We start from the raw sequence: 26416 nt of genomic DNA, 5'->3' as shown, positions 1-26416 counted from the left end.
CCGAACTCACAAGCACCGGCAGGATGTCGAAGGTGCGGGAGCGGCTGAGGCGCCGTCCGGCACGCCGCGTCAAGCCACCGGTGATCTTCCAGATGGAAGCACTGGAATGCGGGGCCGCCAGCCTCGCCATGGTCCTCGCCCACCACAAGCGCTACGTGCCGCTGGAGGAGCTGCGGGTAGCCTGCGGAGTCTCGCGGGACGGCTCGAAGGCCTCGAACGTCCTCAAGGCGGCGCGACGCTACGGCATGACGGCGGTCGGACGCCGGATGGACACCGAGGCGCTGTCGAAGTTGGCGCCCCCGGCGATCCTGTTCTGGGAGTTCAACCACTTCGTGGTCCTCAACGGGTTCGGACGGCGCCTGGGCAAGGACGTCGTCTACCTCAACGACCCCGGCAGCGGCCCGCGGGTCGTCAACCTCGCGGACTTCAACGAGAGTTTCACCGGCGTGGTCCTCACCATGTCGCCGGGCGAAGGGTTCAGCACCGGCGGCCGGCGCCCCGGCGTCCTCGCGAGCATGCCGACCCGGCTGCGCGGGAGCGGGGGCCTGCTCGCCCTGAGCACCTACGTCAGCGTGCTGCTCGCGGTCGTCGGCGTGGCGTATCCGGCCCTCACCCGGGCGTTCATCAACGCCATCCTGCTGGGCGGCGACAGCTCGTTCCTCATGCCGTTCTTCGGCCTGATGATCGCGACCGTCATGGTGACGGGGGTGCTCACCTTCCTGCGCCAGTCGTTCCTGCTGCGCCTGCGCATCTCGAACGCGACGATCAACAGCACCCGCTTCCTGCGCCACGTCCTCAAACTGCCCATCAACTTCTTCGTCCAGCGCAGTCCGGCGGACATCAGCAATCGCATGCAGTCCAACGACCAGGTCGCCGTGACCCTGTCCAACGACCTGTCGAGCACGCTGGTCAACGCGCTGGTCATCGTGCTCTACGCCGGTCTGCTGTGGTCCTACGACCCCTGGCTGACGATGCTGAGCGTGACGCTGTCCCTGCTCAACATCGTGGCCCTGCGCACGGTGGCCCGGATCAGGGCCGGCGGGGTCAGCCGGCTGGCCACCGACGAGGCGCAGCTGCTGATCACCTCGTACAGCGGCTTGCAGCTCATCGAGACCATGAAGGCCACCGGCGGCGAGAACGCCTTCTTCCGGCGCTGGGCCAAGGAACAGTCCGTCGTCGTCACCGGGCAGCAGAAGATCGGCGTGCCGAGTGCCGTGATGGCCGTGGTCGCTCCCACTCTGGCGTCCGTCACCACCTCTCTGCTGCTGCTGGTCGGCGGCCTCCAGGCGGTGCAGGGGAATCTGACGGTGGGTCTGCTCGTCGCCTTCCAGGCCCTGGTCTCGGCCTTCGTCAGCCCGATCGCCCAGCTGATCGCCGTGGCGCAGCGTGTCCAGGACTTCGCCGTGCAGGTCACCCGGCTGCGCGACGTGGAGAACTACCAACCGGAAGCACGCCCGGCCGCCTCCGACGGCCCGGCAGGGCGACTCGCCGGCAACCTGACCTTCGACGCGGTCACCTTCGGCTACAACCCGCTGGATGCTCCGCTGGTCAGCGAGTTCTCCTTCTCGGTGGGCCCCGGCCGGCAGATCGCGCTGGTCGGCGGCTCGGGGAGCGGCAAGTCCACCGCGGTGCGCCTGATCTCGGGCCTGTACCGGCCCTGGGAGGGCTCGGTGGACATCGACGGCCGCCCCCGCGACGGCATCGCGCCGGAGGTGCTCAGCGCCTCGGTGGGCTTCGTCGACCAGGACGTCTTCCTGTTCGAGGGGACCGTGCGGGACAACATCACGCTGTGGGACACCTCCATCTCCGATGAGCAGGTCATCGCCGCACTCCGGGACGCCGCGGTGTACGACGTGGTGTCCTCGCGTCCGGGCGGCATCTACGCCCGGGTGGAGGAGGACGGCCGCAACTTCTCGGGCGGGCAGCGCCAGCGCCTGGAGATCGCCAGAGCGCTGGTCCGCAAGCCGCGCCTGCTCGTCCTGGACGAGGCGACCAGCGCCCTGGACGCCGAGACGGAACTCCTGATCATGAACAACATCCGCCGCCACGGCTGCGCCACGGTCGTCGTGGCCCACCGCTTGAGCACCATTCGCGACAGCGACGAGATCGTCGTGCTGAGCCGGGGCGACGTGGTCGAGCGCGGGACGCACGACGACCTGTGCGCCGCCGGTGGCGCCTACGCCCAGCTCATCAGGGAGCACTGACGCATGAGCACGACATCCTCCAGGCCAGAGCGGCTGCCGGCGGTCGCGGCGGCCTGGCTACCGCCCGCCGGGATCGGCGCCGAGGTCGACTTCAGTGCGGGACATGTGCGGTTGGCCGGCCAGGACTCCCTGTGGCTGGTGACCGACGGAGCGGTCGACCTGTTCGCCGTAGAGGCCGCTGAGGGCGGTCCGTGGCACTACGTCAGCCGTTTCACCCCGGGCGCCGTCATCGCCGCGCCGCCGTCGTGCCCCTCCAGCGTTCCGGTCCTGCGGGCCGTCCACGGCTCGCGCGTCCTGCGACTGGATGCCGCGGACCTGGCAGGCTTCCTGAGCGGTGACGCGGGTGAGGCGTTCGCCCGCGGTGTCGACGCCGGGCTCGAAGGCCTGCTGGGCTTCGTCGCCGAGCAGGCGGCAGCCCGGGAGCACCTGCTCCTCGGAGGCCGGGGTGAACTGCCGGAAGGGGAATGCGGGCGTTCAGCCGCGGGACTGCTCTGGGTCGAGGTCCTCACCGGTCGGCTGTGGGTGGGAACGGCCACCAGCGGCGAGTGGCTCTCCCGCGGCGACACGTTCGTGGTCGGTGAGGGCAGCTCCGTCCGCGGCGGGCCCTCGGCCTCGTTCAGGACCTGCTCGACCGGCGACCTGCTGGCCGACGGCCGGTTGTGGGAGCGCCTGGCCGCGGTGAACGAGCGCATGCTGCGGATGGCCGACCGGGTGATCGCCGCCGAGGTGGAGCAGGCCGAGTCCCGGGTCCGAGCCGTGCGCGAGATGGACGACGCGGTGACCGACAAGGCCAACCGCGTGCTGCAAGCGGTGCTCGACCCGGCCGAGCACGTCTCGCGCAGCGGACCCGTCCACACCGAGGACTCCACCGAAGCGGCCTGCCGCATCGTGGCCGACGAGCTGGGCATCCCCATCCTGCCGGCGACCGGCTCCGCGGCCGGCGGCAGGATGGGTCCGATCGAGGCGATCGCCGTGCGCTCGCGCTTCCGGATCCGCGCGGTGAGTCTGGACGAGCGCTGGTGGCGCACGAACATCGGACCGTTCGTCGGCCGCCGCTGCGACTCGTTCGACCCGGTGGCGTTCGTCTGGAGGCGCGGACGGTACGTGGCCTGGGATCCGGTCACCGGTGAGAAGAGCCCGGTGCGCGAGCAGACGGCGGCGGACTTCGACGACACCGGGGTGCTGTTCTACCCGCCACTGCCCGAACGGCCGATCAGCACAGGGCGGCTGATCCTGTTCGGCCTGAAGGGCAGCGGGCGGGACATCCGCAACCTGATCACCTTCGCGCTGGTCGCGGTCGCGGTCGGCACGACGGTGCCGATCAGCACCGGGTTGATCCTGGGAACGTTCGTCCCGAACGCCCAGAGCAACCTCATCGTGCAGTTGTGCGTCCTGACGCTGATAGCCGCCCTCGCGTCGGCGGTCTTCGCGGTGCTGGAGAACCTGGCGCTGCTGCGCGTCGGGGGCCGCTTCGAAGCCAACCTCCAGGCCGCGGTCTGGGATCGGCTGCTGCGCCTGCCGGCCCCCTTCTTCCGCCGGTACTCCACCGGCGAACTGGCCAGTGCGGCGCTGGGGGTGAAGAACATCCGCACGGTGCTGATGAACGTGAGCTACGTGGTGCTCTACTCCAGCGTGGTCGCCGTGGTGAACTTCGCCGTGATGTTCTGGTTCAGCGTGCCGCTGGCCCTGCTGACGGGGCTGTACGTACTGGTCGGGGTGGTGTTCTTCGTCGTGCTGGGGGCACGGCAGATGAAGTGGCAGACGCTGTCCCTGGAGTTGGAGCACAAGCTCGCGAACCGCGTGTACCAGAGGCTTCGCGGGCTTCCCAAGCTGCGGGTGGCAGCCGCCGAGAACCGCGCCTTCGCGGCCTGGGCGAACGAGTTCGCGCAGCAGAAGGAGCTGCAGAAGCGCATCGGCAGGTACCAGAACGCGGCAGCCACGTTCAACGGCGTCTACCCGCTGATCTGTGTGCTGCTCACCTTTGTGGTCATCAGCGGGCCGGCCCGCGGGACACTGTCGATGACCCGGTTCCTGTCCTTCAACGCAGCCCTGGGGATCGTCCTGGCGGCAGTCATCCAGGTGACCAACTCCCTCGCCTCGGCCTTCGCGGTCATCCCCATGTTCAAGCGGATGAAGCCGCTGCTCGCCGAGTTGCCGGAGGCCTCGGACGCGCACACCGTGCCGGGTGAACTGTCAGGGGAGATCGAGGTCAACCGTGTGACGTTCCGCTACGACGAAAGCAGTCCGCCGGTACTCGACGACGTGTCCCTGAGCATGCGGCCGGGCGAGTTCGTGGCGATCGTCGGCCCCAGCGGTTGCGGCAAGTCGACCCTGCTGCGACTGCTGCTGGGCTTCGAGCAGCCCACCAGCGGCAACGTCCTGTACGACGGCCAGGACCTGGCCACCCTGGACAGGGTCGCGGTGCGGCGCCAGTGCGGCGTCGTTCTGCAACAGGCGAAGCCGTTCGCGGGCACCGTCTTCCAGGCCATCACCGGCGCCCTCAACTACAGCCACGACGACGCGTGGGCCGCTGCCGAACTGGCGGGCATCGCCGAGGACATCCGCGCCATGCCGATGGGGATGCACACGCTGGTGAGTGACAGCGGGACGTTCTCCGGCGGCCAGCGCCAGCGCCTCGCCATCGCGCACGCCCTGATCCGCCGCCCCAGGATCCTGTTCTTCGACGAGGCCACCAGCGCCCTGGACAACGAGACCCAGCGGATCGTCACCGAGAGCACCCAGCGCCTGAACGCGACCCGCGTCGTCATCGCGCACCGGCTCTCGACCATCCTCGACGCCGACAAGGTCGTCGTACTCGCCGAAGGCCGGGTTGCCGAATGCGGACAACCGTCCGAGCTGCTCCGCGACTCCACGAGCCTCTTCCACCAACTGGTGCGCAGGCAGATGCACGAATCAGAAAGCGTGATGATGTGAACCGCACGAAGAGAAGGCTCCGTCTGCCGGCCGCCGCGGCGACCGTGCTCCTGGGTATCGGCCTCACGGCCGGCTGCGGCACAGCCCGCGGCGGCGCCGCCGGCGCACAGGCGTCCGCTCCGGGGGCGGTCATCTCCCAGGAGGACGCGTCCGCCGTGGTCAGCCGCTACGACGACGCGAACAACCAGGTGAACACCGCCCTCGACAGCACGGGCCTGACCGGCATCGAAACCGCGCCGCTGCTCACGGCGGACGTCGCATGGATGCGCATCAGCAAGCAACTGAACCAGACGGTCGCCCCCATCACCGACAAGGGCGTCACCGTCTACGCCGCCTCGGGCGCGGCCTACCCCCACTGGTTCCTGGCCGTGTCCAGCCGGGCGCAGGGCGGGGTGCCCTACCCCGGTCCCTCGTACCGTGTCTTCGTGCAGGACGGGCCGGGAGCGCCCTACCGAGCCGCATACTCGCTCAACGTCACCGGGACGGTGCCGAAGATCGCCGTCGGCAGTCCGGGCGCCGCCACCGCCGTCTCGAGCCCGGACGGCCTGCTGGTCTCTCCGGATTCCCTGGGCGCCCATATTCTCGACCACTACGAGAAGAACCTCGTCGGCAAGGACATGTTCTCCTACAGCGCCCCGCTGGACGACAACCTCTCCAACGGTTATGCCCTCGGCCAGAAGTATCTGAGCGGTCAGGGCACGACCCTTTCCAGGGCGCTGGGCCAGACACCCCCCAGCACCTATGCCCTGCGGACCTCGGACGGTGGCGTGCTCGCGTTCACCACCGACGTCGTCACCGACACGCTGACGCCGGTCAAGGCCGGAGGCACCGTCTCGCTGGCCGCGAAGGGCACCGACGCCGCGCAGTTGGGAAAGCCCGCGGGCGCGACGGCGAGCCAGTTCGCCATCAGCCGGCTGGAGACGTTCCTGACGTACGTCCCGACCAGCGCCTCGGGGTCGAAGGCCCAGGTCATCGGCTACAACGAGGTTCCCATCAACGTCAGTTGACCCCTGCAAGGCCCATCCGAGAAGAAATCACCAGAGGAGTTCGCCACCATGAAGGACATCAACCTCCAGAACACCGAGGCCGACGAGACCGCGGCAGTGAATGCCGAGGTCGACGAGGAGATCTGCGACGGAGATCTGGACGCCATCGGCGGGGGCGACGGGGGCCAGCCGACCTACCCGCCGTACGTGTGAGACCTCGTGCCCGCGACCTCGGCTACGGGGTCGCGGGCACGAGAACGCCCGCGGGGTCTCACATGGTCATTCCCCAACCGTGCAGCGTTCGAGGCACACCGGCGACCACCACGTCGAGCTCCTCGTCCCGCAACTCCGTGTCCACCTCCCGAGTGCGGTCCACCGCCTCGACGAGAGGACTGTCGAGTGAAGTGGCCGAGTTCTCCGTGCCATGAGTCATCGAGGCTCCCGTTCGTCCGGTCAGGCCGGCCATGGCGCCCGTTCGCGTCAGTGACCTATCCATGACTACGTTGCCGGCGCCCACCTGGGTTCAGGGCCAGGCCGCCAGTGCCAGTTCCGCGGTGGACTCCAGATCCGAGGTCGAGGCACCGTCCCTGGCCTGCTGGGACATTCCCTGGATGACCGCCGCGTAGAAGACGGCCAGCGCGTGGGCGTCGGTCCCGGCCGGGAGCAGGCCTGCCGCGACATCGGTCTCGATGCGCGCGCGAAACAGCGCGAGGTTCGACCGGCGCAGGTCGCGGAGCATGTCGGCGACGTCGACGTCCTTGGGGGTCACGTTGGTCGTGGCGGTGATGACCAGGCAGCCGGCGGGGTGCTCGTGGTCGGTGTAGATGACGGCGGCCTCGTGCAGCACCCGGGCGAAGGCGTCCCGGGCGGTCGGCTCCTGCTCCAGGGCGGTCGCGACGAAGCCGCCGAAGGTCCGGCCGTAGTTCTCCACCACCTCGTTGAAGAGCGTGCGCTTGTCGCCGAACGCGGCATACAGGCTCGGGGTGCTGATGCCCATCAGGCGGGTCAGTTCGGCGACCGAGACGCCCTCGTACCCGTACTGCCAGAACAGCATCGTGGCCTGCCGCAGCGCGGTGGCGCGGTCGAAACCGCGCGGCCTTCCCCGGACCATGGATCGCCCACCTTATTTGTACCGTTCGCTACGAAAACTACTGACATGGTCTCACGGGAGCCCGACTGGATGCTTGCGCTTATATATAGCGATCGCTACATTAATCGCATGAACACCGACCCCACCAAGAAGCTGTCCGGTAAGTCCGCGCTGGTCACCGCCTCCTCGCGCGGCATCGGACGGGCCATCGCCCTGCGCCTGGCCGCCGACGGCGCCCGCGTCGCGGTGAACTACCACCGCGACGACCGGGCCGCCCAGGACGTCGTGGGCGCGATCACGGCCGCCGGAGGCCAGGCGATCGCCGTCCAGGGCGACGTGGGCGTCCAGGCCGACGTCGAGCGGCTCTTCAAGGAGGCGGTCGCCGCCTTCGGCTCGCTGGACATCCTGGTCAACAACGCCGGCCTCGGCGCCCACGGCCCGATCGCCGAGATCGACACGGCACTGCTGGACCGCGTCGTGGACGTCAACGTCAAGGGCACCTTCTACGCCCTCCAGCAGGCCGCCCGCCTGCTGAACGACGGCGGACGGATCGTCAACATCTCCACCGGCTACACCAGGTCGGCCTTCCCGGGCTTCGGCGTCTACACCGCCACCAAGGCGGCGGTCGAGCACCTCGGCCTGGCCCTGTCCAAGGAGCTCGGCGCCCGCCGGATCACCGTCAACTCCGTACTGCCGGGCCTGGTCGACACCGACCAGACCGCCCCGATCCGCGACCAGTTCGCGGCCGTCGCCGCGATGACGCCGCTGGGCCGGGTCGGCGAGCCCGAGGACATCGCCGACATCGTGGCCTTCCTCGCCACCGACGACGCCCGCTGGGTGACCGGCCAGCGCATCGCCGCCGCCGGCGGCCTCGCCTGACGCCCGGATTCAGGTCGGGTGCGGCCAAGGTTGTGCAGACATCTTTCTGCCACGGATTCATGGGTCGAAGTTCTTCCAAACGTACCCATGAGTAGCTACGGTTCCGCTGTCATGCACGCAGCTGACCCGTCCTCAGGAGCCATCTCCATGTCCTTGCGCCGAACCGCCGCCGCCCTGTCCTCGATCGCCGCCGCGGCCGCCCTGCTCAGCGCCGCACCGCAGGCCGCGGTCGCCGCCGCGCCCAGCGGCTCGACCCTGTCGGTGTTCGCCTGGAACGTCGACCTCGGCACCTCGATCGTCGACTCGATGGAGAACGAGAGAGCCTCCACCCGCACCCCGGTGGTCGAGTCGATCGTCCGCCAGCACAACGCGGACGTGGTGATCCTGGACGAGCTGTTCAACCACAGCTCCACCAGCGACATCAACAGCAAGCTGGCCGACCTCTACCCGTACCGCACGCCGGTGATCGGGCAGACCTGTTCGGGCGGCGGCTGGACCGGGATCAGCGGCGACTGCTCCAACTCCCCGTTCGTGATCAACGGCGGGACGATGATCCTCTCGAAGTACCCGATCACCGCCCAGTACGCGCACATCTACAGCAACTCCACCTCGGGCACCTGGGACTACAACGCCAACAAGGGCGCCGTGCTCGCGCAGGTCGACAAGGGCGGCGTGAAGACCTGGGTGGCCGGCACCCACCTGCAGGCCGACCAGAGCAACACCTCCACCGACACCACCCAGGCCACCCGGCTCGCCCAGCTCGGCGAGGTGCAGAGCTGGGTGAACGGCATCGTGGGCTCCACCGCGCCGGTGCTCTTCGGTGGCGACCTCAACGTGGAGTACTTCCACGGCCAGAGCCGCGGCGACTTCGCCAACGCGCAGAACGCGGTCGGCGGCGTGCTCGGCACCCCGGCCACCAACCCGGGTCAGACGCTGACCACGATGGACTGCACCGTCTCGGCCTGGTGCCAGTTCATGTCGGGCGTGGAGAGCTTCCCGAGCAACTACCAGGACAGCCTGGACTACCTCGGCTACCTCAACGCCCCGGGCCGCCCGGTGCCGCTGGCGCTGCCGACGGTCAACACCGACTTCGACCCGCAGGCGGGCTGGACGCAGGGGCAGCTGGACACCAACTCGCCGAGCGACCACTACCCGGTCGAGGCCACCTTCCAGCTGGGCTGATGAGATGACGAAGGGCTGGGGGACCGCAGGCACGCGGTCCCCCAGCCCTTCAGCGTGTGCCGTCAGCCCACCGACGAGTACGCGATGATGCCGCGCCGCAGCCCGTCCACGGCCTTGCGGGCGGTGCTGCGCAGCTGGGCGTCCTCGCCCGCCGCGTCCTGGATCTGGCCGAGCACGTCGATCAGCTGCTTGGTCCAGCGGACGAAGTCGCCGGCCGGCATGTCGGCGTCGCGCAGCACCTGGTCCAGGTTGTGGCCCAGCGCCCAGCGGTAGGCCGCCCAGGCGAAGCCGAGGTCGGGCTCGCGCTGGCCGACGCCCTCGGCCGTCGAGATCCGGTGCTGCTCCTCCAGGGCGTCCAGGTGGCCCCAGATCCGGACCATCCGGCCCAGCGCCTCCTTGGCGTTGCCCTCCGGCACCCGCGGGGTCGACGCGTCGTCCGCCTGGCGGGCCTCGTAGACCAGCGCCGAGGCGCAGGCGGCGAGTTCGGCGGCACCGAGGTCCTTCCAGACCCCTTCGCGGATGCACTCCGAGGCGAGCAGGTCGAGCTCGCCGTAGAGGCGCCCGAGGCGCCGGCCGTCGGGGGTGACCTCGTCGCCGCGCAGGTAGCCGAGGTCGGTGAGCAGCCCGCAGACCCGGTCGAAGGTGCGGGCGATGGTGTGGGTGCGCGAGCGCATCCGGCGCTCCAGCAGGTCGGTGTCCCGGTGCAGCCGGTGGTAGCGCTCGGACCAGCGGGCGTGGTCCTCGCGCTCGTCGCAGCCGTGGCAGGGGTGCGCGCGCAGCTCGGTGCGCAGCCGGGTGATCTCGGGGTCGTCGGCGGCGGCCGCGCGGCCCCTGCGGTAGTGCTCCGGCTCCAGGTGCCCGGCCTTGGTGCGCAGCGTGGAGGCCAGGTCGCGGCGGGACTGCGGGCTGCGCGGGTTGAAGGACTTGGGGATCTTCATCCGGTCCACGGCGGCGACCGGGTGCGGGAAGTCGATCATCGCCAGCCGCTTGACCTGCCGCTCGGCGGTGAGCACCACCGGGCGCGGCCCGTCCTGATAATCGGGGTGGCGCTGGGTGCGCGGCGAGCGGCTGACCGGCGGCAGGCCCGGGTCGAGCACCAGCGCGAGGCCGGCGAACTTACCGGTCGGCACGTGGATGATGTCGCCCGGCTTGAGCGCCTCGATCGAGTCGATCGCGGCGGCCCGGCGCTGACCGGTGCCCTCGCGGGCGAGCTCGTTCTCCCGGTCCTTCAGCGAGCGGCGCAGGTTCATGTACGCCTCGAAGTCGCCGAGGTGGCAGGTCATCGCCTCGCGGTAGCCCTCCAGGCCCTCCTCGTTGCGCTGCACCTGCTTGGAGATGCCGACCACCGAGCGGTCCGCCTGGAACTGGGCGAACGAGGTCTCCAGCAGTTCGCGCGAGCGGTGCCGGCCGAACTGCCCGACCAGGTTGACGGCCATGTTGTAGGACGGCTTGAAGGAGGACTTCAGCGGGTACGTCCGGGTGCCGGCCAGTCCCGCCAGGGCCTCCGGGTCCAGTCCGCGCTGCCAGAGCACCACGGCGTGGCCCTCGATGTCGATGCCGCGGCGCCCGGCCCGGCCGGTCAGCTGGGTGTACTCGCCGGGCGTGATGTCGGCGTGCATCTCGCCGTTCCACTTGACCAGCTTCTCCATCACCACCGAGCGGGCGGGCATGTTGATGCCCAGCGCCAGCGTCTCGGTGGCGAAGACGGCCTTCACCAGGCCGTGCAGGAAGAGCTCCTCGACGACCTCCTTGAACCGCGGCAGCATGCCCGCGTGGTGGGCGGCCACGCCGCGCTCCAGCGCGTCCAGCCACTCGAAGTAGCCCAGGACGTGCAGGTCCTCGTCGGGGATGGCGGCGCATCGCTGCTCGACCAGCGCGCGCACCTGGGCCCGCTCGGCGTCGGTGTTCAGCCGCAGGCCCGAGTGCAGGCACTGCTGCACGGCGGCCTCGCAGCCGGCCCGGCTGAAGATGAAGGTGATCGCGGGCAGCAGGCCCTCGGCCTCCAGGCGCTCGATCACGTCCACTCGGCTGGGCGTCCAGACCCGGCCGGGGCGGCCGGTGGGCATCGAACGGCCGCGGCCGCGCTGTTGGCGCGGGTTGCGGTCGATCTCGGAGCGGGCCAGCCGGACCAGCTCGGGGTTGACGGACTTGGCGGGGTTGCGCGGGCCGTTCTTGGGGCGGCCGTCGGTGTCCGGGTTGGAGAACAGGTCGTACATCCGGTTGCCGGCCATCACATGCTGCCAGAGCGGCACCGGGCGGTGCTCGGAGACGATCACCTTGGTGCCGCCGCGGACGGTGTCCAGCCAGTCGCCGAACTCCTCGGCGTTGGAGACGGTCGCGGAGAGCGACACCAGGGTGACCGACTCGGGCAGGTGGATGATCACCTCCTCCCAGACCGCGCCGCGGAACCGGTCGGCGAGGTAGTGCACCTCGTCCATCACCACGTAGCCGAGGCCGTTCAGGGTCTGCGAGCCCGCGTAGAGCATGTTGCGCAGGACCTCGGTGGTCATGATCACGATCGGGGCGTCGCCGTTGACCGTGTTGTCACCGGTGAGCAGGCCGACCTTGGCGGCGCCGTAGCGCTTGACCAGGTCGGCGTACTTCTGGTTGGAGAGCGCCTTGATCGGGGTGGTGTAGAAGCACTTGCGGCCGGCCGCCAGGGCCAGGTGGACGGCGAACTCGCCGACGATGGTCTTGCCGGAGCCGGTCGGGGCGGCGACCAGCACGCCCGAGCCGGCCTCCAGGGCCTCGCAGGCCTCCAGCTGGAAGGGGTCGAGCGGGAAGTCGTACAGCTCCTGGAAGCCGTACAGGGCGGTGGCCTGCTTCTTGGCACGCAGGCGGGAGGCCGCGTAGGCCTCGGCGGGGCTCATCGCGTCGTCGTCAGGCAGGGCGCTGCTCATCGGCGTCACCTCTTCTTCCCGTGATAGTGGGTCGCAGACGGTGACGCCTGCGTGGTGCGGTTGGTGTGGTGATCCAGCATCTCAGCCAGAGGTTACCCGCCGGGACTGACATTGATCGCACCGTTTTCGGGACCGCTCCCGGTCGAAAAGCGTCGCAAGCGATCACCTGTCGATCTGCTTCCGTCGCCTGTGATCAAACGTCAACCTCGCGTTCGCACGCTCCCTACAGTCGGACACAGAGGCACACACCGACGACGAGGGGAAGCAGCACCATGCCGAATCTGGAGACCGCGCTCAAGGAAGCCATGTCGATCGAGGGTGCGATGGGCGTCGCCCTGGTCGACTACAGCAGCGGGATGGCCCTGGGATCACTGGGGGACAGCGCGGACCTCGACCTCAACGTCGCAGCGGCCGGCAACACCGACGTGGTCCGGGCCAAGATGCGGACCATGGAGATGCTCAACCTGCACGACAACGAGATCGAGGACATCCTGATCACGCTGTCCAGCCAGTACCACCTGATCCGGCCGCTGACCACCTCCTCCGGGCGCGGCCTCTTCCTCTACCTCGCCCTGCACCGCAGCCGGGCCAACCTGGCGATGGCCCGGCACAAGCTGCGCACCATCGAGATCGGCATCGAGGTCTGAGCAGCCCGTCCGCTACAGCAGCCGGGCCAGACCGCTCGCCAGCGTCCGGTACTCCTGGGGGCGGTTGTAGACCTGCGCGCTGATCCGCAGGACCCCGCCGCCGGCCCACGGCCGCACCGCGATGCGGGCGCCGAGCCTGCTGCGGACGGCCGCCATCAGCGCCTTCGCGGACGACTCGTCCTGCGCCACCCCCGGCGGCAGCCGCAGCGCCCGCATGGCGACACCGGGCGACGCGGGCAGCGCCGCCAGGCCCGCGAGCTCCGCCAGCGCGAGCTGCCCGTAGCCGGCCAGCCGCTCGTTGTGGGCGCGCACCCGCTCGACGCCCAGCTCGGCCAGCAGGGCGAGCCCGGTGGGGGCGGCCAGCCAGCCGGTGTAGTCGCCGGTGCCCCGCCACTCGACGCGGGCCGGGTAGCCCTGCTCGTGCTCCCAGGAGTAGGTCAGCGGGCGCACGCGCTCGCGCCACTCCGGCCGGACGGCGAGGACGGCGGTGGGGCGCGGCGCGAAGGCCCACTTGTGCAGGTTGCCGAACCAGAAGTCGGCCCCGCCGATCTCCTGCTCCACGCCGAGCATCCCCGGCGCGTGCGCGGCGTCCACCACGGTGATCACCCCCCGCTCGGCCAGCGCCCGGACCAGCGGGCCGGTGGCGATCGCGCGGGCGGTGGGCGAGGTGATCCGGTCCAGGATCGCGACCCTGGTGCGCGGGCGCAGCGCGGCGAGCACGGCGGTGGCGGCGGCGTCGTCCCCGCCGTCCAGCGGGAGCGCCAGCGTGCGCACGGTGGCACCGCACTCGGCCGCCCGCCGCTCGGCGGCCCGGGTCACCACGCCGTAGCCGTGGTCGGTCACCAGGATCTCGTCCCCGCGCGCGAAGGCGATGCTGTCCAGCGCCACGGCGACCGCCTCGGTGACGTTGGTCAGCAGCGCGAGCCCGTCGGGATCGGCGCCGAGCACGGCGGCGACCGCGCGCCGGGTCTCGGCGACCCGGCCGGGCGCTTCGAGCAGGAAGGCGTCCGGATCGCGCTCCTGCTCGATCCGCAGCCGCTCCTGCGCCTGCTGCACCGGGATCGGCACCGCGCCGTACGATCCGTGGTTGAGATGGGCCACGCTCGGGTCCAGCGCGAACAGCTCGGCGGCACCGGCGATCGGTTCGGGCAGAACTTCCCCGTCCAATGACGTGTGACATTTCACACTGCATAGTACCATCGCACCCGTGACCGAACTCTCCGATCCCTTCCTCGCCCTCAGCGCGCGCACCGGCCGCTTCAGCTTCGGCACCCCGCGCGCGTTCACCCTGGCCGCCGACGGCGAGCGCCTGCTCTTCCTGCGCTCCACCGGCTCGCAGGACCCGGTGGAGCGGCTCTGGCTGCTCGACCTGACGACTCGTCAGGAACACCTGGCCGCCGACCCCACCGTACTGCTGCCGGGCCGCACCGGGGAGTTGGCCGCCCTGCCGGTCCTGGAGCGCAGGCTGCGCGAGCGGGTCCGGCTCTGGGCGCCGGGCATCGGCTCGTTCGCCGCCACCCCCGACTGCGCCACTGCCGTCTTCGCGCTGGACGGCCGGCTCTTCCGCGCCGACACCGCCACCGGCGAGTGCGCCGAACTCCCCGCCGCCGGCCCGGTGTTCGACCCGCGCCCGAGCGCGGACGGCAGCCGGACGGCGTACGTCGCTGACGGCGTGCTGCACGTCACCGGGCTGGACGGCCCGCTCAGCCCGCCGGACGGCGCGCTCTGGGGCGTGGCCGAGTTCGCCGCCGCCGAGGAACTGGGCCGCCACCGCGGCCACTGGTGGTCGCCGGACGGCTCCGCCGTGCTGGCCGCCCGGGTCGACGAGGCCGACCTCCCGCTGCGCCACTTCGCCGACCCGACCCGCCCCGAACTGCCCGCCGAGTCCTTCGCCTACCCGCAGGCCGGCGGCCCCAACGCGGACGTCCAGCTCTGGGTGCTGGCGCTGGACGGCCGGCGCACCGCGCTGGACTGGGACGCCGAGCGCTACCCGTACGTCTGCGCCGCCGGCTGGGAGGGCGACGGCGAGATCCTGCTCACCGTGGCCGACCGCCTCCAGCAGGCCGTGCTGCTGCTCAGCGCCGACCCGGCCACCGGCAAGACCGTCGAACTCTCCCGCACCACCGACGAGTTCTGGGTGGACGACCTGCCGGGCACGCCGGCCAGGCTGGACGGCGGCGGGCTGCTGACCTCCGCCGACACCCCCGACGGCCGGGCCCGCGCGATCGCCCTGGACGGCCGGATCCTGACCGGCGAGCGGCTCCAGGTGCGCCGGGTGGTCGGCCGGCTGCGCGGCCGGCTGCTGATCGAGACGACCGACGGCGACCCCGCCGACCAGCACGTCCATCTGCTGGACCCGGCGGACGGCACATTGCAGCGGCTCACCGAGGGCCCCGGCGTGCACAGCGCGCTGGCCGCCGCCGACACCCTGCTGCTGGTCTCCGCCACCCCGGACGGCGTGCAGCGCCGGATCCTGCGCGAGGAAAGCGAGTTCACGCTGCCCGACCTCGCCGAGCCGCTGCCCTACCGGGTCGTGCCGCAGCTCGCCCGGGTCACCGAACTGGGCCTGCCCACCTCGGTGGTGTACCCGCGCGGCCACCTGAGCCGGCAGCGCCTGCCCGTCCTGCTGGACGTCTACGGCGGCCCCGGCGCCCAGGCGATCTCCGCCGACCCGCGGCGCTGGCAGCTGCGCCAGTGGTGGGCCGACCAGGGCTTCGCGGTGGTCACCACCGACAACCGCGGCACCCCGTTCGTCTCCCCCGCCTTCGCCAAGGCGGTCTTCCGGCGGTTCTCCCAGGTCGCCCTGGACGACCAGGTCGCCGCCCTGCACGCGCTCGCCGAGCGCCACCCGGACCTGGACCTGGACCGGGTCGCGGTGCGCGGCTGGTCCTACGGCGGCTACTTCGCGGCGCTGGCGGTGCTGCGCCGCCCGGACGTCTTCCACGCCGCCTCGGCGGGCGCGCCGCCCACCGACTTCCGGCACTACGACACCGCGTACACCGAGCGCTACCTCGGTCTGCCGCAGGACAACCCGGACGGCTACCAGGCGGACTGCCTGATCCCCGACGCACCGCGGCTGACCCGTCCGCTGCTGCTGATCCACGGGCTGGCGGACGACAACGTGCACCCCTCGCACACCCTGCTGCTCTCGCAGGCCCTGCACGAGGCGGGGCGCCCGCACAGCGTGCTGCCGCTGCCCGGCGTCAGCCACCTGACCGCGGGCGGCGCGCACGAACGCATCGTGAGCGCCGAACTCGCCTTCCTCCAGGGGGCGCTGAGCTGACGCAACGTCCCGGGGGCCGCGGCCCCCGGGACGGTTCAGGCGACCCTGCGCACCCGGTGGAACACGAAGGCGACCACGGCGGCAGTGAGGCAGAGCAGGATCCCGCTCTCGATCAGCTGGATCGGCCAGAAGTGCGAGACCGGGTGGTAGTAGCCGTACACCTGACTCACCTGCCGGCAGCCCCGCTGGTTGATGCACGCACCGTCGTTGGCGACCTTGGTGCCGTTGGGCAGGATCATGCCGTTGGAGACCAGCCAGGCGTCGGTCGGCTGCATGAAGGTGTCGAAGTTCGGGCGGATCGGCTGCACCCCGTAGACCTGCGGGTACAGGTACGGACGCAGCTGGTACATCCCGCACTCCACCGCGAGCATGAGCGCCGCGGTGATCCCGACGGCGGGCAGCGTGCGCCGCACCAACAGGCCCACCAGCACCCCGAGGACGAGGCCGAAGAGCGCGGTGGCCACCGGCACGATGCCCAGCACGAGATAGGTGACACCCTGGAACGGCGGGTCGAAGGCGCCCAGTTCAGTGTGCACGTCGGTGTGCCAGAACCAACTGGCCAGGGCGGCCAGTGCGGTGCTCGCCACCAGCACCAGCGCCGCCGCGGCGCCGAACCGGAAAGCCAGCCAGCGCGTGCGGGACACCGACTGGGACCACAGCAGGCGGTGGGTGCCGCGCTCGAACTCCTGGCTGAACAGCGGCACTCCGACGAACATCCCGACCAGCGCCGGGACGGCCGCCAGCGCGGGTTGCAGCTCACCGGTGAAGGCGCCCGTCGGGTTCACCACGTCCTCCAGCAGCGGCCAGCAACTCTGCCCGCTGGCGGCCCAGGTGTCGGAGTCGTAACTGCAACCCGCCTGGTGGATCCGCTCGGTGGCCGCCACGACGGCGGAGTGCTCGTACCAGAGCCAGCAGCCCACCGCCACCACACCCGCCAGCACGACCCAGAGCAGGAAGCGGTTCTGCCTCCAGACCAGCCAGGCCAGGCCGTGCAGCCGCCCGGGGCGAAGCTTCGGGCCCTCGTCCGTCGCGACCTGCTCGATCAGGCTCGCCACGCTCACGCCGCCACCGCCGCGTCGTGTCCGGCGCGGGCGCTGTCGGTGAAGAGGGTGGGGGCCTGCGGCGAGCGGAGGTAGCTGAGCAGCAGCTCCTCCAGGGTCGGCCGGCTGACCTCCAGGGCACCGCTGAGTTCGCCCTCGGGGCGTATCAGCGCGGTGAGTTGGCGGCCGATGCGGCGGGTCTCGACCACCGTGTGCCCGGCCGTCGGGTCCGCCGCGCCCTCCCCCGGGTCGGCGCCGGACACCAGCCGGTGGGCCGCCAGGATCTCGTCCACCTCGCCGGCCAGCCGGATCCGCCCGGCGTCCACCAGCAGCAGGTGGTCGATGGTCCCGTCCAGCTCCGCCAGGATGTGCGAGGACATCAGCAGGGTGGTGCCGTTGGTGGCGGCCTCCGACATCAGGGTGCCCATCAGCTGGTGGCGGGCCAGCGGGTCCATGTCGGACATCGGCTCGTCCAGGATCAGCAGGTCGGGCTGCTTGCCCAGCGCCAGCGCGAGCGCCACCCGGGTGCGCTGGCCGCCGGAGAGCGAACCGAGCCGGGCGTCGCCCGGCAACTCGCCCTGGTCGACGATCCGCTGGGCGGCGGTCTGGTTCCAGCCGGGGTTGAGTTCGCGGCCCAGGCGCAGCATCTCGGCGACGGTGAACCGCTGGTAGAGCGGCTTGTCCTGGGCGACGAAGGCGACCCGGGCGCGCTGCCCGGGGGCGTCCAGCGGGCGGCCGAAAACGGTGACGGTGCCCTCGGTGGGCGTCAGCAGCTGGGCGGCCAGCCCGAGCAGGGTGCTCTTGCCGGCGCCGTTGGGGCCGACCATGCCGCAGACCGCCCCCGCCGGGATGCGGAAGGTGCAGTCCCGCAGGGCCCAGCCGCGCCGGTAGCGCTTGCCGAGGCCCACGGCCTCCAGGGCCGTCCGGTCATCGCTTGTGTCGTTCACGAGTTCCCCTCGATCTCACGTTTCGGCGCGGCCACGCCGGTGACGAATCTCTGCTCCAGCACGGACGCCACCAGCGCGGCGACGTCCTCGTGCTCCAACCCCGCGCGCTGCGCCCGGTCCACCCAGGCGACCAGCTCCGCGCGCAGCGGGCCGTCCGCCCCCGCCTCGGCCCGCGCCAGCGAACGTCGCACGAAGGTCCCCAGGCCCGGGCGCGGTTCGACCAGCCCCTCCCGATCGAGCTCCCGGTACGCCTTGAGCACGGTGTTGGGGTTGATCGCCGTGGCTTCGACCACCTCGCGGGCGGTCGGCAGCTTGTCCCCCGGTTGCAGCAGGCCCAGCCGTAGCGCCTGCTTCGTCTGGTGGACGATCTGCAGGTAGGTGGCGACGCCGCTACGCCGGTCGATGCGGTACTCGATCATGTCCGCACCCTTTCACTAGTGTAGTAGTGAAACTCTGACGCAAGTCGGCACCCAGGTCAATTCTTCCTGGCCAGAGAGCCGTGCGCTCAGATCCCCGGCAGCGGATCCTGCTCGCCGGCCACCACTCGCACCGCATGCTCCGGACCGCGGCACTCCTTGCCCAGCCGCAGCATCCGCGCCTCCGGATCGCGCAGAACCCGCCCGCACCGCCGGCACCGCACCACGGCGGCGAGCGTGGCGGGACCGGGCGGCAGCAGGGCGGGTTGCTCGGGCGTCATCGGACGTACATTACCGGGCGCGGCGCACGGTGAGCAGACCTCCCTGCGGGACGTTGAGGGCGAGTTCGCGCTCGTCGCCGGCGCTGTCCGCCGTCGCCACCGCCGTGCCGGCGCAGTCCTGGACCACGATCGCCAGCCGGCCGGGCTCCTTGGCGAAGTGCAGCCGCACCACCGGGTCGGGATCGGCGTTGGCCACCAGCAGCAGGCCCCAGTCCCCGGCGACCTGGATCGGCACGGGCGCGTAGCGGCCGAAGGCCAACTCGCTGCCGCGGCGCGCCTCCAGCAGCGGGTAGCCGAGCTCGGGGCGGTGCGGACGGAAGCCGCCGCGCTGCAGCAGGTCGGTGTGCTCGCGCGCGACCGAGAGCCAGAAGCGCAGCGCCGCCAGCTGCTCGGGACTCTGCCGGGCCAGGTCGACGGAGACCTGCGGGGTGGCGAAGAGCACCGACTGCAGCAGCACCGCGATCTGCTCCGGACTCTCCGTGGGATGCCAGGTCAGCGGGTCGGCGTGCACGGCCAGCGGGCCGGCGGTCAGCCGCAGGTCCGTGCAGCGCACCCGGTTCTCCACCGCGTTGTGCGGGCAGTCGGTGGCGCGCACCATCGTCGCGTACGGCCACAGGCCCGGGCCGACGTAGCCCTGCCGGTGCTCGACCAGCAGATCGGGGCGGACCGCGCGCAGCCGGGCGTCCAGCTCGCCGAGCAGCCGGTGGACGCCGACCGCCACCGCCGACTGGTCCTTGGCGTAGCGGGCGAAGGTGTCGATGAAGTCGATCTTCAGGCCGTCCACGCCGTACGCCTCGACGGCCGCCGCCAGCCGCTCGACCAGGTGCGCGCGCACCGGCGCGCTGCCCGGGTCCAGCACCGAGGTCTCCAGCTCCGGCAGGTGCGCCAGGATCTGCCCGTCGAGCAGCTCGGCGGCCCGGCTGCGGTCGCCGGCGAACGGCAGCGAGTGCCACAACAGGTAGGCCAGGCCCAGCGACTGGACGCGCTTGACGTGCGCGCCGAAGTCCGGGAAGCCGCCGGGAGCGGGCTGCCAGTCGCCGGCGGTGGCGTAGGAGCGGGAGACCTCGTCGGTCTGCCAGCCGTCGTCCACGATCAGCGCGGCGAAGCCCAGCGGCGCGGCCAGCGCGGCCAGCCGCTCGACGTCGGCCGCGGTCATGTCCAGGTGCAACGCGTACCAGGTGCAGAAGACCGGCAGGAAGGCGCTGTCGGGCACGGTCGCGGCCGCCCCCAGCCCGGCCCACCAGGCGACCGCGTCGGCCAGCGTCTCGGAGAAGTGACGCTGCGTCAAATCCAGGCGCAGGCGCAGCGGTTCACCGCCGGCAGTGAGCTCGTGCTCGACCCACCAGACGAACTCCCCGCTCTCCTCCACCGCCCCCTCGCCGATGGTGACCGGCAGCAGCGACTCGGCGACCGCGAAGGTGCACAGCGCCGCGTCCCCGGTGGCGATCAGGCTGCCGACCGGGGCGCCGCTGGGCAGCGAGGCGGTGCGCGGGGTGTTCCAGGACGGCGGCAGCCAGCGGGTGCCGGTGGCCGGGGTCCACAGCGCGGTGGCGCCCGTGCAGGGCAGCCGCCACTCCACCCGGATCCGCGCCGGGCCCGCGTCGTCCGGCCGTTCGGCGCCTGCCTCGATCAGCAGCAGCCGGTCGCCGCCGGAGACCGCCGCCACCAACTCGCTCGCGCCGATCGCCGTCACCCGCAGCGCCAGGCCCGGGACGTCCGTCCCGATCTCGCGCACGGTCTCGGTACGGCCGGTGGCCGGAGCGCAGCCGTCCCAGCTCAGAGGGGACATCGTGCCGCCTTTCCAAGGAAGTTGTGGTGCCCGGTCGGGCGCAGCCTCTCCTTGTGGAGTCCCCGCTGCGCCCGACCGGGAGTTCGGTTCCGGTCAGTTCTCCGGGAAGTGGCAGGCGACCTGCCGCTGCCCGGGACCGGAGATCCGCAGCAGCGGTGGTTCGCTGCGGCAGATGTCCTGGACCTTGGGGCACCTGGGATGGAAGGTGCAGCCGGCGGGCGGGTTCGCCGGGCTCGGCGGGTCGCCGAGCAGGACGATCCGCTCCCGGGCCCGCTCCGCCACCGGGTCGGGCAGCGGAACGGCCGACAGCAGCGCGTTCGTGTAGGGGTGCGCCGGCCGGTCGTACACCTCCTCCCTGTCGCCGATCTCGACGATCCGGCCGAGGTACATCACGGCGACCCGGTGGCTGATGTGCTTGACCACCGCCAGGTCGTGCGCGATGAAGACGTACGCGACGCCGAGTTCGCGCTGGAGGCGCTCCATCAGGCCGACGATCTGCGCCTGGATGGAGACGTCCAGCGCGGAGACCGGCTCGTCGGCCACCACCAGCGCCGGCCGGGTGGCCAGCGCCCGGGCGATGCCGATGCGCTGGGCCTGGCCACCGGAGAACTGGTGCGGGTAGCGCTCCAGATGCTCCGGGGAGAGCCCCACCAGACCGACCAGGTCGCGGACCTCACGCCGGATGACGGCGGCGTCGGTCCCCTGGGCGCGCAGCGGCGCCGAAATGATCTGCTGGACGGTCTGGCGGGGGTTCAGGGAGGCGAACGGGTCCTGGAAGATGATCTGCATCCGACTGCGCAGCGGACGCATCTCGCGCTGCCCGATCCGGGTGATGTCCTTGCCCTCGAAGTCCACCCGGCCCGCCGTGGGATCCAGCAGGCGCACCAGCATCCGCCCGGTGGTGGACTTGCCGCAGCCGGACTCGCCGACCAGGCCGAGCGTCTCGCCCGCCGCGACGCCGAACGAGACCCCGTCGACCGCCTTGATCCCGGCCGACCGGCGCAGACCGCCGCGCGGGGCCGGGAAGGTCATCCCGAGGTCGCTGACCTCGAGCAACGGCGCTTCGGTCAGCGTGTCCTGACGTACCGTCATGCTGTCTCCCCCAGGTGGACGCAGGCGTTGCGGTGCTCGCTGGCCACCAGCCGCAGCTTGGGACGGCCGGCGGTGCAGAGTTCCCGCTGCCCGGTGTCGGCCGCCGCGTACACCGGGCAGCGGGGGTGGAAGACGCAGCCGGCCGGAGGGGCCAGCAGCGAGGGCGGGTTGCCGGGGATGGCGTGCAGCGGCTCGCCGTCGGCGGCGTCCAGCCGGGGCAGCGAGTCCAGCAGGCCGCGGGTGTAGGGGTGCCGCGGCGAGGTGAACAGCGTGTCGGCGGGGGCCTGTTCGACGGCCGAGCCGCCGTACATCACCAGCACCTCGTCGGCAACCCGGGCGATCACGCCCAGGTCGTGCGTGATCACGATGATGCCCAGGCCCCGCTCCTCCTTCAGCCGCATCAGCAGGTCGAGCACCTGGGCCTGGACGGTGACGTCCAGCGCGGTGGTCGGCTCGTCGGCGATGATCAGGTCGGGCTCGCAGGAGAGCGCCAGCGCGATCATCGCCCGCTGCCGCATGCCGCCGGAGAACTGGTGCGGGTACTCCCCCGCCCGGCGGGCGGGCTCGGGGATCCCGACGTCGCCGAGCACCTCGACGGCGCGCGCCCAGGACTCCTTGCGGCTGCTCCCGTGGTGCTCGCGGTGCGCCTCGGCGATCTGGTCGCCGATGGTGAAGTACGGGTGCAGCGCGGTGAGCGCGTCCTGGAACACCATCGCCATCCGCCGGCCGCGCAGCTTACGGACCGTCTCGTCCGGGGCGCCGATCAGCTCGGTGCCGTCGAAGCGGACCGATCCGGTCACCTTCGCACCCCGGTGCAGACCCATGACGGCCAGCGAGGTGACGGACTTGCCGGAGCCGGACTCGCCGACGATACCCAGCGTCCGGCCGCGCTCCACCGCGAAGTCGATGCCCTTCACCGCCTGCACAGTGCCCTCGGCGGTGTTGAACTCCACTGCGAGGTCGTTGACTTCGAGCAGCGTCACGACACCCTCGCTCTCGGATCGATCCAGGCGTAGACGAGGTCCACGACCAGGTTGGACATGATGATGAAGAAGGAGGCCAGCAGGGTGATGCCCATCACCACCGGCTGGTCGGACTTGGCCAGCGAGTCGGCGAAGAGCTTGCCGACCCCCGGCAGGCCGAACAGCGACTCGGTGATCAGCGCCCCGGCGAGCAGGCCGCCCAGGTCCATCCCGAGCATGGTGGCGATCGGTGTCAGCGCCGGGCGCAGCCCGTGCCGGCCCACCACCCGCCGCTCGGGCAGGCCCTTGGCCCGGGCGGTGCGCACATACGGCTCGGCCAGCGTCTCGATCACCGAACTGCGGGTCATCCGGGCGTAGATGGCGGCGAAGGTGAGCGCCAGGGTGACCCAGGGCAGCAGGAGGTTCTGAAACCAGCCGACCGGGTCGTCGGTGAAGGCGACATAGCGCGGATAGGGCATCAGGCCGAGCACCGCGACCACCACGTAGAGCAGGATCATCGCGGTGAAGTACACCGGCAGCGCGGCCATGCCGATCGTGCCGACCATCACGGTCCGGTCGATCCAGGTGTTCTTGCGCAGCGCCGAGAGCACCCCGGCGGCCAGACCGAGCAGCAGCCAGATCACCGCCGCACCGATCGCCAGCGAGGCGCTGGTGGGCAGCCGGTCCATCATCAGGTCCCAGACCGGGCGCCCGCTCTGGAACGAGTAGCCGAAGCACGGGAAGTGGCACTGCACGACGTAGTTGCCGGTGCCCATCGAGCGGCCCGCGAAGATCGCCAGCACGTAGCGGCCGAACTGCACGATCAGCGGGGCGTTCAGGCCCATCTGCTGGCGGACCTGGGCCACCCGGTCGGGCGGGCAGTCCTTGCCGCAGAACTGCACGGCCGGGTCGCTGGGCAGCAGGTAGAAGATGCAGAAGGTGACCGCGCAGACCACCAGCAGGGTGACCGCGATACCGAACAGGCGGCGGATCAGGAAGCCGGTCATCCGCGGCTGCCCTTCGGGTCCAGCGCGTCGCGCAGTGCGTCGCCGAGCAGGGTGAAGGCCAGCACCATCAGGAAGAGGCAGGAGCAGGGCAGCACGAAGAACATCGGGTCGACCTTGTAGTAGAGCGAGGAGTCGGCGATCATCTGGCCCCAGGACGGCGTGGGCGGCCGCACCCCGACGCCCAGGTAGGTCAGGCCCGCCTCGGCGCCGATCAGGCCCGGGATGGCGAGCGTGAGGTAGACGATGATCGTGCCGGTGAGGTTGGGCAGGATCTCGGTGAGCAGGATCCGCGCGCTGGAGGTGCCGCTGGCGCGGGCCGCCTCCACGTACTCGCGATGCTTGAGCGACATCGTCTGACCGCGGATCACCCGGGCGATGTAGGGCCAGGTGAACAGGCTCATCACCACGATCAGCAGCATCACCCGGTCGACGTTCTTGACCACCGAGAGCAGCGCCATCATGAAGATCAGGCTGGGGAAGGACATCATGACGTCCATGAAGCGGCTGATCACGGTGTCGATCCGGCCGCCGAAGTAGCCGGACGTGATGCCCAGCAGCACGCCGATCACGGTGATCATCACGGCCGCGCTGAAGGCCACCGTCAGGCTGATCCGGGCGCCGTAGAGCAGCCGGGCGAAGATGTCGCGGCCGAGCATCGGTTCGACGCCGAGCCAGTGCTGCGGGCTCATGCCGCCGGCGCTGCCGCGCGGCAGGCCGCCGAGGTACGGGTCGATGGCCCGCTTGTCGGTGGTGTCCGGGCCGGTGCCGCTGATCGCGGTGAGCACGGGGGCGAAGATCGCGGCGAGCACGAAGAAGGCGATGATGCCGGCGCCGACCAGGGCGGCGCGCCGGCGGCGCAGCCGTTCCCAGGCCAACCGCCAGGGCGAGGCCGCGCGTTGGGCCTCAGCAACGGGGGTCACTGTCACAACTCCCCTGCTACTTGACGGACTTGAGGCCGATGGCACCGAAGTCCAACTGGCCGGACCAGACCGGGTTGGCGAACGCGCCGGCGATGTTGGAGCCGACCAGCAGCGGCTTCTTCTGCCAGGTCAGCGGCACGGCCGGGGAGTCGTCCATGATCTTGCCGTCCAGCGCGAGGTACGCGGCGTTGGCGGCCGTGAGGTCGCTCAGGCCGGCGATCCGGTCCAACTCGGTGTTGACCGCAGGGTCGTTGAAGCGGGTGACGTCGCCCTGGTTGCCGGTGTCGGTGATGGTGCGGCCGTCGAAGATCATCGGCAGGAAGGTGGCGGCCGACGGGTAGTCGGGACACCAGCCGGAGATGGACAGGCCGGTCTGCTTGTTCTTGTCGCCGATCACCGAGTTGACCGAGCTGGCGTCCACCGCGTCGATGGTGACGTTGATGCCGACGTTCTTCAGCGCGGCCTGGATCGCCTCGGCCTGCTGTTTGGCACCGGTGGAGACGGTGATGTCGGTGGAGAAGCCGCCTGCGTAACCGGCGTCCGAGAGCAGCTGCTTGGCCTTGGCCTGGTCACCGGCGGCCGGGATCTTGAAGTGGTCGACCGCGGTGCCGCCGGTCAGCGCCGGCGGCAGGAAGGTGGTGGCGATGTCGGCCAGCGCCGGACCACCCACCGCGGACTGGAACGCCTCCTTGTCCACCGCGTACTGCATCGCCAGGCGGAGCTTGGCGTTGTCGAACGGCGGCTTCGAGGTGTTCATGTCCAGCATCGTGGTGCAGCCGGAGTTCTCGCTGACCAGACGGGACTTGACGTCCGGGTTGGTGATCACGTCGGGCACCCGGGGCGGCGTCAGGTCGACGTAGGAGACGGCACTCTGATCGTCGCCCTGGTTGGCGATCAGGCGGTCGGCGATGCCGGCGCTGCCGAGCGACTGGTCCACCACGATCTTGTCCGGGTAGGCCTTGCGGACCGGGTCGGTGCTCTGGTCCCAGAAGGTGTTGCGGACCAGCACCATGCTCTTGCCGCGGTCGTACGACTGGATCTTGTACGGACCGGAGGAGAACGGGTGGTTGCTGTAGTTGGCGCCGGTCTCCTTGGCGATCGGGACGGGCGCGAAGGTCGGCAGCGTGACCGTGAAGCCGAACTCCGCCACCGAGCGCTTGAGATGGAAGATGATGGTCTTGCTGTCCGGGACCTCGATGGCGTCCGGGCCCAGCCGCTGCCCCTTGAGCGGACCGGCGTAGCCGGCCGGCGCGTTGAGGTACTGCTTGGCGTAGTCCGGCCCGCCGGGCAGGTCGGGGGAGAACGAGCGCTCGACGTTGTACTTGATGTCGTCGGAGACGATCGGCGAGCCGTCCTCGTACTTGAGGCCGTCCTTGAGGTGGAAGGTCCAGGTCTTGTCGTTGTCGCTGGGCTCGCCGAGGTCGGTGGCCAGGTCCGGGACGATCTGCAGGCCGCCGGCGCCGGGGGCCGCCTTGAAGGTGGTCAGCGTGCGGTAGAGGAGCCGCAGGCCGAAGTCCATCTCCGGCTCGACCCAGTTGCGGGTCGGGTCGAGCTGCGAGAAGTCCTGGTTGGAGAGGATGTTGAGGGTGCCGCCCTTGACCGGCGTACCACCGACGATGCCATCCCCCTCAGTGGTGATGCCCTTGCCGTTGTCGGCACTGGTGCCACTGCCGGTACTGGAACACGCCCCGAGGGTGAGGGTCAGTGTCGCTGCAATCGCCGCCGCGAGGGCGGCGCAGGTACGCCTGGTCATGTGCAACTCCGCTATGGGGGGACGGACTTGGGGCCCGTACTAGTGCGGGGCAGGCTGCCCGCCCCGGGGCTGATCCGAGGCCACCGGCCGGGAGGCTGCCAGGG

22 protein-coding genes are annotated in these 26416 nt (G+C 71.0%); 8 read left to right on the top strand and 14 right to left on the bottom strand.

All coding sequences use genetic code 11. From position 1 onward, the window contains the following. The first annotated feature begins 92 nt into the window (after positions 1–92). Genes P3T37_RS01400 through P3T37_RS01385 form a run of 4 tightly spaced genes read left to right on the top strand, consistent with a single transcriptional unit; the run spans position 93 to position 6337 of the window. Positions 93–2204: an NHLP family bacteriocin export ABC transporter peptidase/permease/ATPase subunit gene (locus tag P3T37_RS01400; protein WP_280721494.1), complete on the top strand. Its 2112-nt coding sequence runs from the start codon at positions 93–95 to the stop codon at positions 2202–2204. 3 nt (positions 2205–2207) lie between these two features. Beyond that, the gene (locus P3T37_RS01395; protein ID WP_280721493.1) at positions 2208–5138 is read left to right on the top strand and encodes an NHLP bacteriocin export ABC transporter permease/ATPase subunit; all 2931 of its coding nucleotides are present in this window, start codon (positions 2208–2210) and stop codon (positions 5136–5138) included. After that, positions 5135–6145, top strand: a complete 1011-nt coding sequence (locus tag P3T37_RS01390) for a hypothetical protein (protein ID WP_280721492.1) — start codon at positions 5135–5137, stop codon at positions 6143–6145. Before P3T37_RS01395 ends, P3T37_RS01390 begins: the two co-directional genes overlap by 4 nt. Positions 6146–6193: 48 nt before the next feature. After that, positions 6194–6337 carry a hypothetical protein gene (locus tag P3T37_RS01385; RefSeq protein WP_280721491.1) on the top strand — a complete coding sequence of 48 codons (144 nt, stop codon included), beginning with the start codon at positions 6194–6196 and terminating at the stop codon, positions 6335–6337. Positions 6338–6395: 58 nt separating this feature from the next. Here the strand turns inward: P3T37_RS01385 and P3T37_RS01380 are convergent, their stop codons facing one another. Then, complete coding sequence (locus P3T37_RS01380) at positions 6396–6557, bottom strand: hypothetical protein (RefSeq protein ID WP_280721490.1); 162 nt, start codon at positions 6555–6557, stop codon at positions 6396–6398. A 90-nt stretch (positions 6558–6647) separates the two neighbouring features. Then, the gene (locus tag P3T37_RS01375; RefSeq protein WP_280721489.1) at positions 6648–7235 is read right to left on the bottom strand and encodes a TetR/AcrR family transcriptional regulator; all 588 of its coding nucleotides are present in this window, start codon (positions 7233–7235) and stop codon (positions 6648–6650) included. Between the two features lie 108 nt (positions 7236–7343). On the opposite strand from P3T37_RS01375, the gene P3T37_RS01370 reads away from it, so the two are divergent. Together P3T37_RS01370 and P3T37_RS01365 are read left to right on the top strand one after the other, a co-directional pair. Next, a complete protein-coding gene (locus tag P3T37_RS01370) occupies positions 7344–8093 on the top strand; it encodes a glucose 1-dehydrogenase (RefSeq protein WP_280721488.1) in 750 nt (249 codons plus the stop codon). Between the two features lie 147 nt (positions 8094–8240). Then, positions 8241–9275, top strand: a complete 1035-nt coding sequence (locus tag P3T37_RS01365; protein ID WP_280721487.1) for a sphingomyelin phosphodiesterase — start codon at positions 8241–8243, stop codon at positions 9273–9275. A gap of 62 nt (positions 9276–9337) precedes the next feature. Here the strand turns inward: P3T37_RS01365 and P3T37_RS01360 are convergent, their stop codons facing one another. After that, positions 9338–12175: a DEAD/DEAH box helicase gene (locus tag P3T37_RS01360; protein ID WP_280721486.1), complete on the bottom strand. Its 2838-nt coding sequence runs from the start codon at positions 12173–12175 to the stop codon at positions 9338–9340. A gap of 272 nt (positions 12176–12447) precedes the next feature. Here P3T37_RS01360 and P3T37_RS01355 point away from each other — a divergent pair, with 272 nt between their 5' ends. Next, on the top strand, positions 12448–12822 hold the full coding sequence (locus P3T37_RS01355; RefSeq protein WP_280721485.1) for a hypothetical protein: 375 nt from the start codon (positions 12448–12450) through the stop codon (positions 12820–12822). A gap of 12 nt (positions 12823–12834) precedes the next feature. Here the strand turns inward: P3T37_RS01355 and P3T37_RS01350 are convergent, their stop codons facing one another. After that, complete coding sequence (locus tag P3T37_RS01350; RefSeq protein WP_280721484.1) at positions 12835–13989, bottom strand: aminotransferase class V-fold PLP-dependent enzyme; 1155 nt, start codon at positions 13987–13989, stop codon at positions 12835–12837. 40 nt (positions 13990–14029) lie between these two features. Between P3T37_RS01350 and P3T37_RS01345 the strand changes: the two genes are divergently transcribed. Next, positions 14030–16105, top strand: coding sequence for a prolyl oligopeptidase family serine peptidase (locus tag P3T37_RS01345; protein ID WP_280721483.1), 2076 nt, complete (start codon positions 14030–14032; stop codon positions 16103–16105). A gap of 35 nt (positions 16106–16140) precedes the next feature. Here the strand turns inward: P3T37_RS01345 and P3T37_RS01340 are convergent, their stop codons facing one another. The 10 genes from P3T37_RS01340 to P3T37_RS01295 form a co-directional block, all read right to left on the bottom strand. After that, on the bottom strand, positions 16141–17166 hold the full coding sequence (locus tag P3T37_RS01340) for an ABC transporter permease subunit (RefSeq protein WP_280721482.1): 1026 nt from the start codon (positions 17164–17166) through the stop codon (positions 16141–16143). Next, a complete protein-coding gene (locus P3T37_RS01335; RefSeq protein WP_280721481.1) occupies positions 17163–18092 on the bottom strand; it encodes an ABC transporter ATP-binding protein in 930 nt (309 codons plus the stop codon). The genes P3T37_RS01340 and P3T37_RS01335 overlap by 4 nt, the downstream gene beginning before the upstream one ends. Beyond that, complete coding sequence (locus P3T37_RS01330) at positions 18089–18511, bottom strand: GntR family transcriptional regulator (RefSeq protein ID WP_280721480.1); 423 nt, start codon at positions 18509–18511, stop codon at positions 18089–18091. The genes P3T37_RS01335 and P3T37_RS01330 overlap by 4 nt, the downstream gene beginning before the upstream one ends. 86 nt (positions 18512–18597) lie before the next feature. Then, positions 18598–18789, bottom strand: a complete 192-nt coding sequence (locus P3T37_RS01325) for a DUF6011 domain-containing protein (protein WP_035804746.1) — start codon at positions 18787–18789, stop codon at positions 18598–18600. 10 nt (positions 18790–18799) lie between these two features. Further along, positions 18800–20578 carry an alpha-galactosidase gene (locus P3T37_RS01320; protein ID WP_280721479.1) on the bottom strand — a complete coding sequence of 593 codons (1779 nt, stop codon included), beginning with the start codon at positions 20576–20578 and terminating at the stop codon, positions 18800–18802. 93 nt (positions 20579–20671) lie between these two features. Continuing rightward, positions 20672–21610, bottom strand: coding sequence for an oligopeptide/dipeptide ABC transporter ATP-binding protein (locus P3T37_RS01315; RefSeq protein WP_280721684.1), 939 nt, complete (start codon positions 21608–21610; stop codon positions 20672–20674). Between the two features lie 56 nt (positions 21611–21666). Beyond that, positions 21667–22653 carry an ABC transporter ATP-binding protein gene (locus P3T37_RS01310; RefSeq protein ID WP_280721478.1) on the bottom strand — a complete coding sequence of 329 codons (987 nt, stop codon included), beginning with the start codon at positions 22651–22653 and terminating at the stop codon, positions 21667–21669. Further along, entirely contained in the window at positions 22650–23639 is a 990-nt protein-coding gene (locus tag P3T37_RS01305; RefSeq protein WP_280721477.1) for an ABC transporter permease, read from the bottom strand. Before P3T37_RS01305 ends, P3T37_RS01310 begins: the two co-directional genes overlap by 4 nt. Further along, positions 23636–24559, bottom strand: a complete 924-nt coding sequence (locus P3T37_RS01300; RefSeq protein WP_280721476.1) for an ABC transporter permease — start codon at positions 24557–24559, stop codon at positions 23636–23638. The genes P3T37_RS01305 and P3T37_RS01300 overlap by 4 nt, the downstream gene beginning before the upstream one ends. A gap of 16 nt (positions 24560–24575) precedes the next feature. Continuing rightward, complete coding sequence (locus P3T37_RS01295) at positions 24576–26312, bottom strand: ABC transporter substrate-binding protein (protein ID WP_280721475.1); 1737 nt, start codon at positions 26310–26312, stop codon at positions 24576–24578. Between the last annotated feature and the right edge of the window lie 104 nt (positions 26313–26416).

It is taken from the genome of Kitasatospora sp. MAA4, from assembly GCF_029893355.1.
In the GTDB taxonomy this organism is placed as follows: Bacteria; Actinomycetota; Actinomycetes; order Streptomycetales; family Streptomycetaceae; genus Kitasatospora.
This window is presented reverse-complemented; position numbering and strand designations above follow the sequence as displayed.

What these genes read in the sequence shown, in the direction of transcription:
- P3T37_RS01360 (WP_280721486.1), bottom strand. Translation starts at nt 12,175, where the DNA reads ATGAGCAGCGCCCTGCCTGACGACGACGCGATGAGCCCCGCCGAGGCC.
- P3T37_RS01315 (WP_280721684.1), bottom strand. Translation starts at nt 21,610, where the DNA reads ATGACCTTCCCGGCCCCGCGCGGCGGTCTGCGCCGGTCGGCCGGGATC.
- P3T37_RS01365 (WP_280721487.1), top strand. Translation starts at nt 8,241, where the DNA reads ATGTCCTTGCGCCGAACCGCCGCCGCCCTGTCCTCGATCGCCGCCGCG.
- P3T37_RS01305 (WP_280721477.1), bottom strand. Translation starts at nt 23,639, where the DNA reads ATGACCGGCTTCCTGATCCGCCGCCTGTTCGGTATCGCGGTCACCCTG.
- P3T37_RS01370 (WP_280721488.1), top strand. Translation starts at nt 7,344, where the DNA reads ATGAACACCGACCCCACCAAGAAGCTGTCCGGTAAGTCCGCGCTGGTC.
- P3T37_RS01295 (WP_280721475.1), bottom strand. Translation starts at nt 26,312, where the DNA reads ATGACCAGGCGTACCTGCGCCGCCCTCGCGGCGGCGATTGCAGCGACA.
- P3T37_RS01325 (WP_035804746.1), bottom strand. Translation starts at nt 18,789, where the DNA reads ATGACGCCCGAGCAACCCGCCCTGCTGCCGCCCGGTCCCGCCACGCTC.
- P3T37_RS01355 (WP_280721485.1), top strand. Translation starts at nt 12,448, where the DNA reads ATGCCGAATCTGGAGACCGCGCTCAAGGAAGCCATGTCGATCGAGGGT.
- P3T37_RS01330 (WP_280721480.1), bottom strand. Translation starts at nt 18,511, where the DNA reads ATGATCGAGTACCGCATCGACCGGCGTAGCGGCGTCGCCACCTACCTG.
- P3T37_RS01400 (WP_280721494.1), top strand. Translation starts at nt 93, where the DNA reads ATGGAAGCACTGGAATGCGGGGCCGCCAGCCTCGCCATGGTCCTCGCC.
- P3T37_RS01375 (WP_280721489.1), bottom strand. Translation starts at nt 7,235, where the DNA reads ATGGTCCGGGGAAGGCCGCGCGGTTTCGACCGCGCCACCGCGCTGCGG.
- P3T37_RS01385 (WP_280721491.1), top strand. Translation starts at nt 6,194, where the DNA reads ATGAAGGACATCAACCTCCAGAACACCGAGGCCGACGAGACCGCGGCA.
- P3T37_RS01395 (WP_280721493.1), top strand. Translation starts at nt 2,208, where the DNA reads ATGAGCACGACATCCTCCAGGCCAGAGCGGCTGCCGGCGGTCGCGGCG.
- P3T37_RS01320 (WP_280721479.1), bottom strand. Translation starts at nt 20,578, where the DNA reads ATGTCCCCTCTGAGCTGGGACGGCTGCGCTCCGGCCACCGGCCGTACC.
- P3T37_RS01380 (WP_280721490.1), bottom strand. Translation starts at nt 6,557, where the DNA reads ATGACTCATGGCACGGAGAACTCGGCCACTTCACTCGACAGTCCTCTC.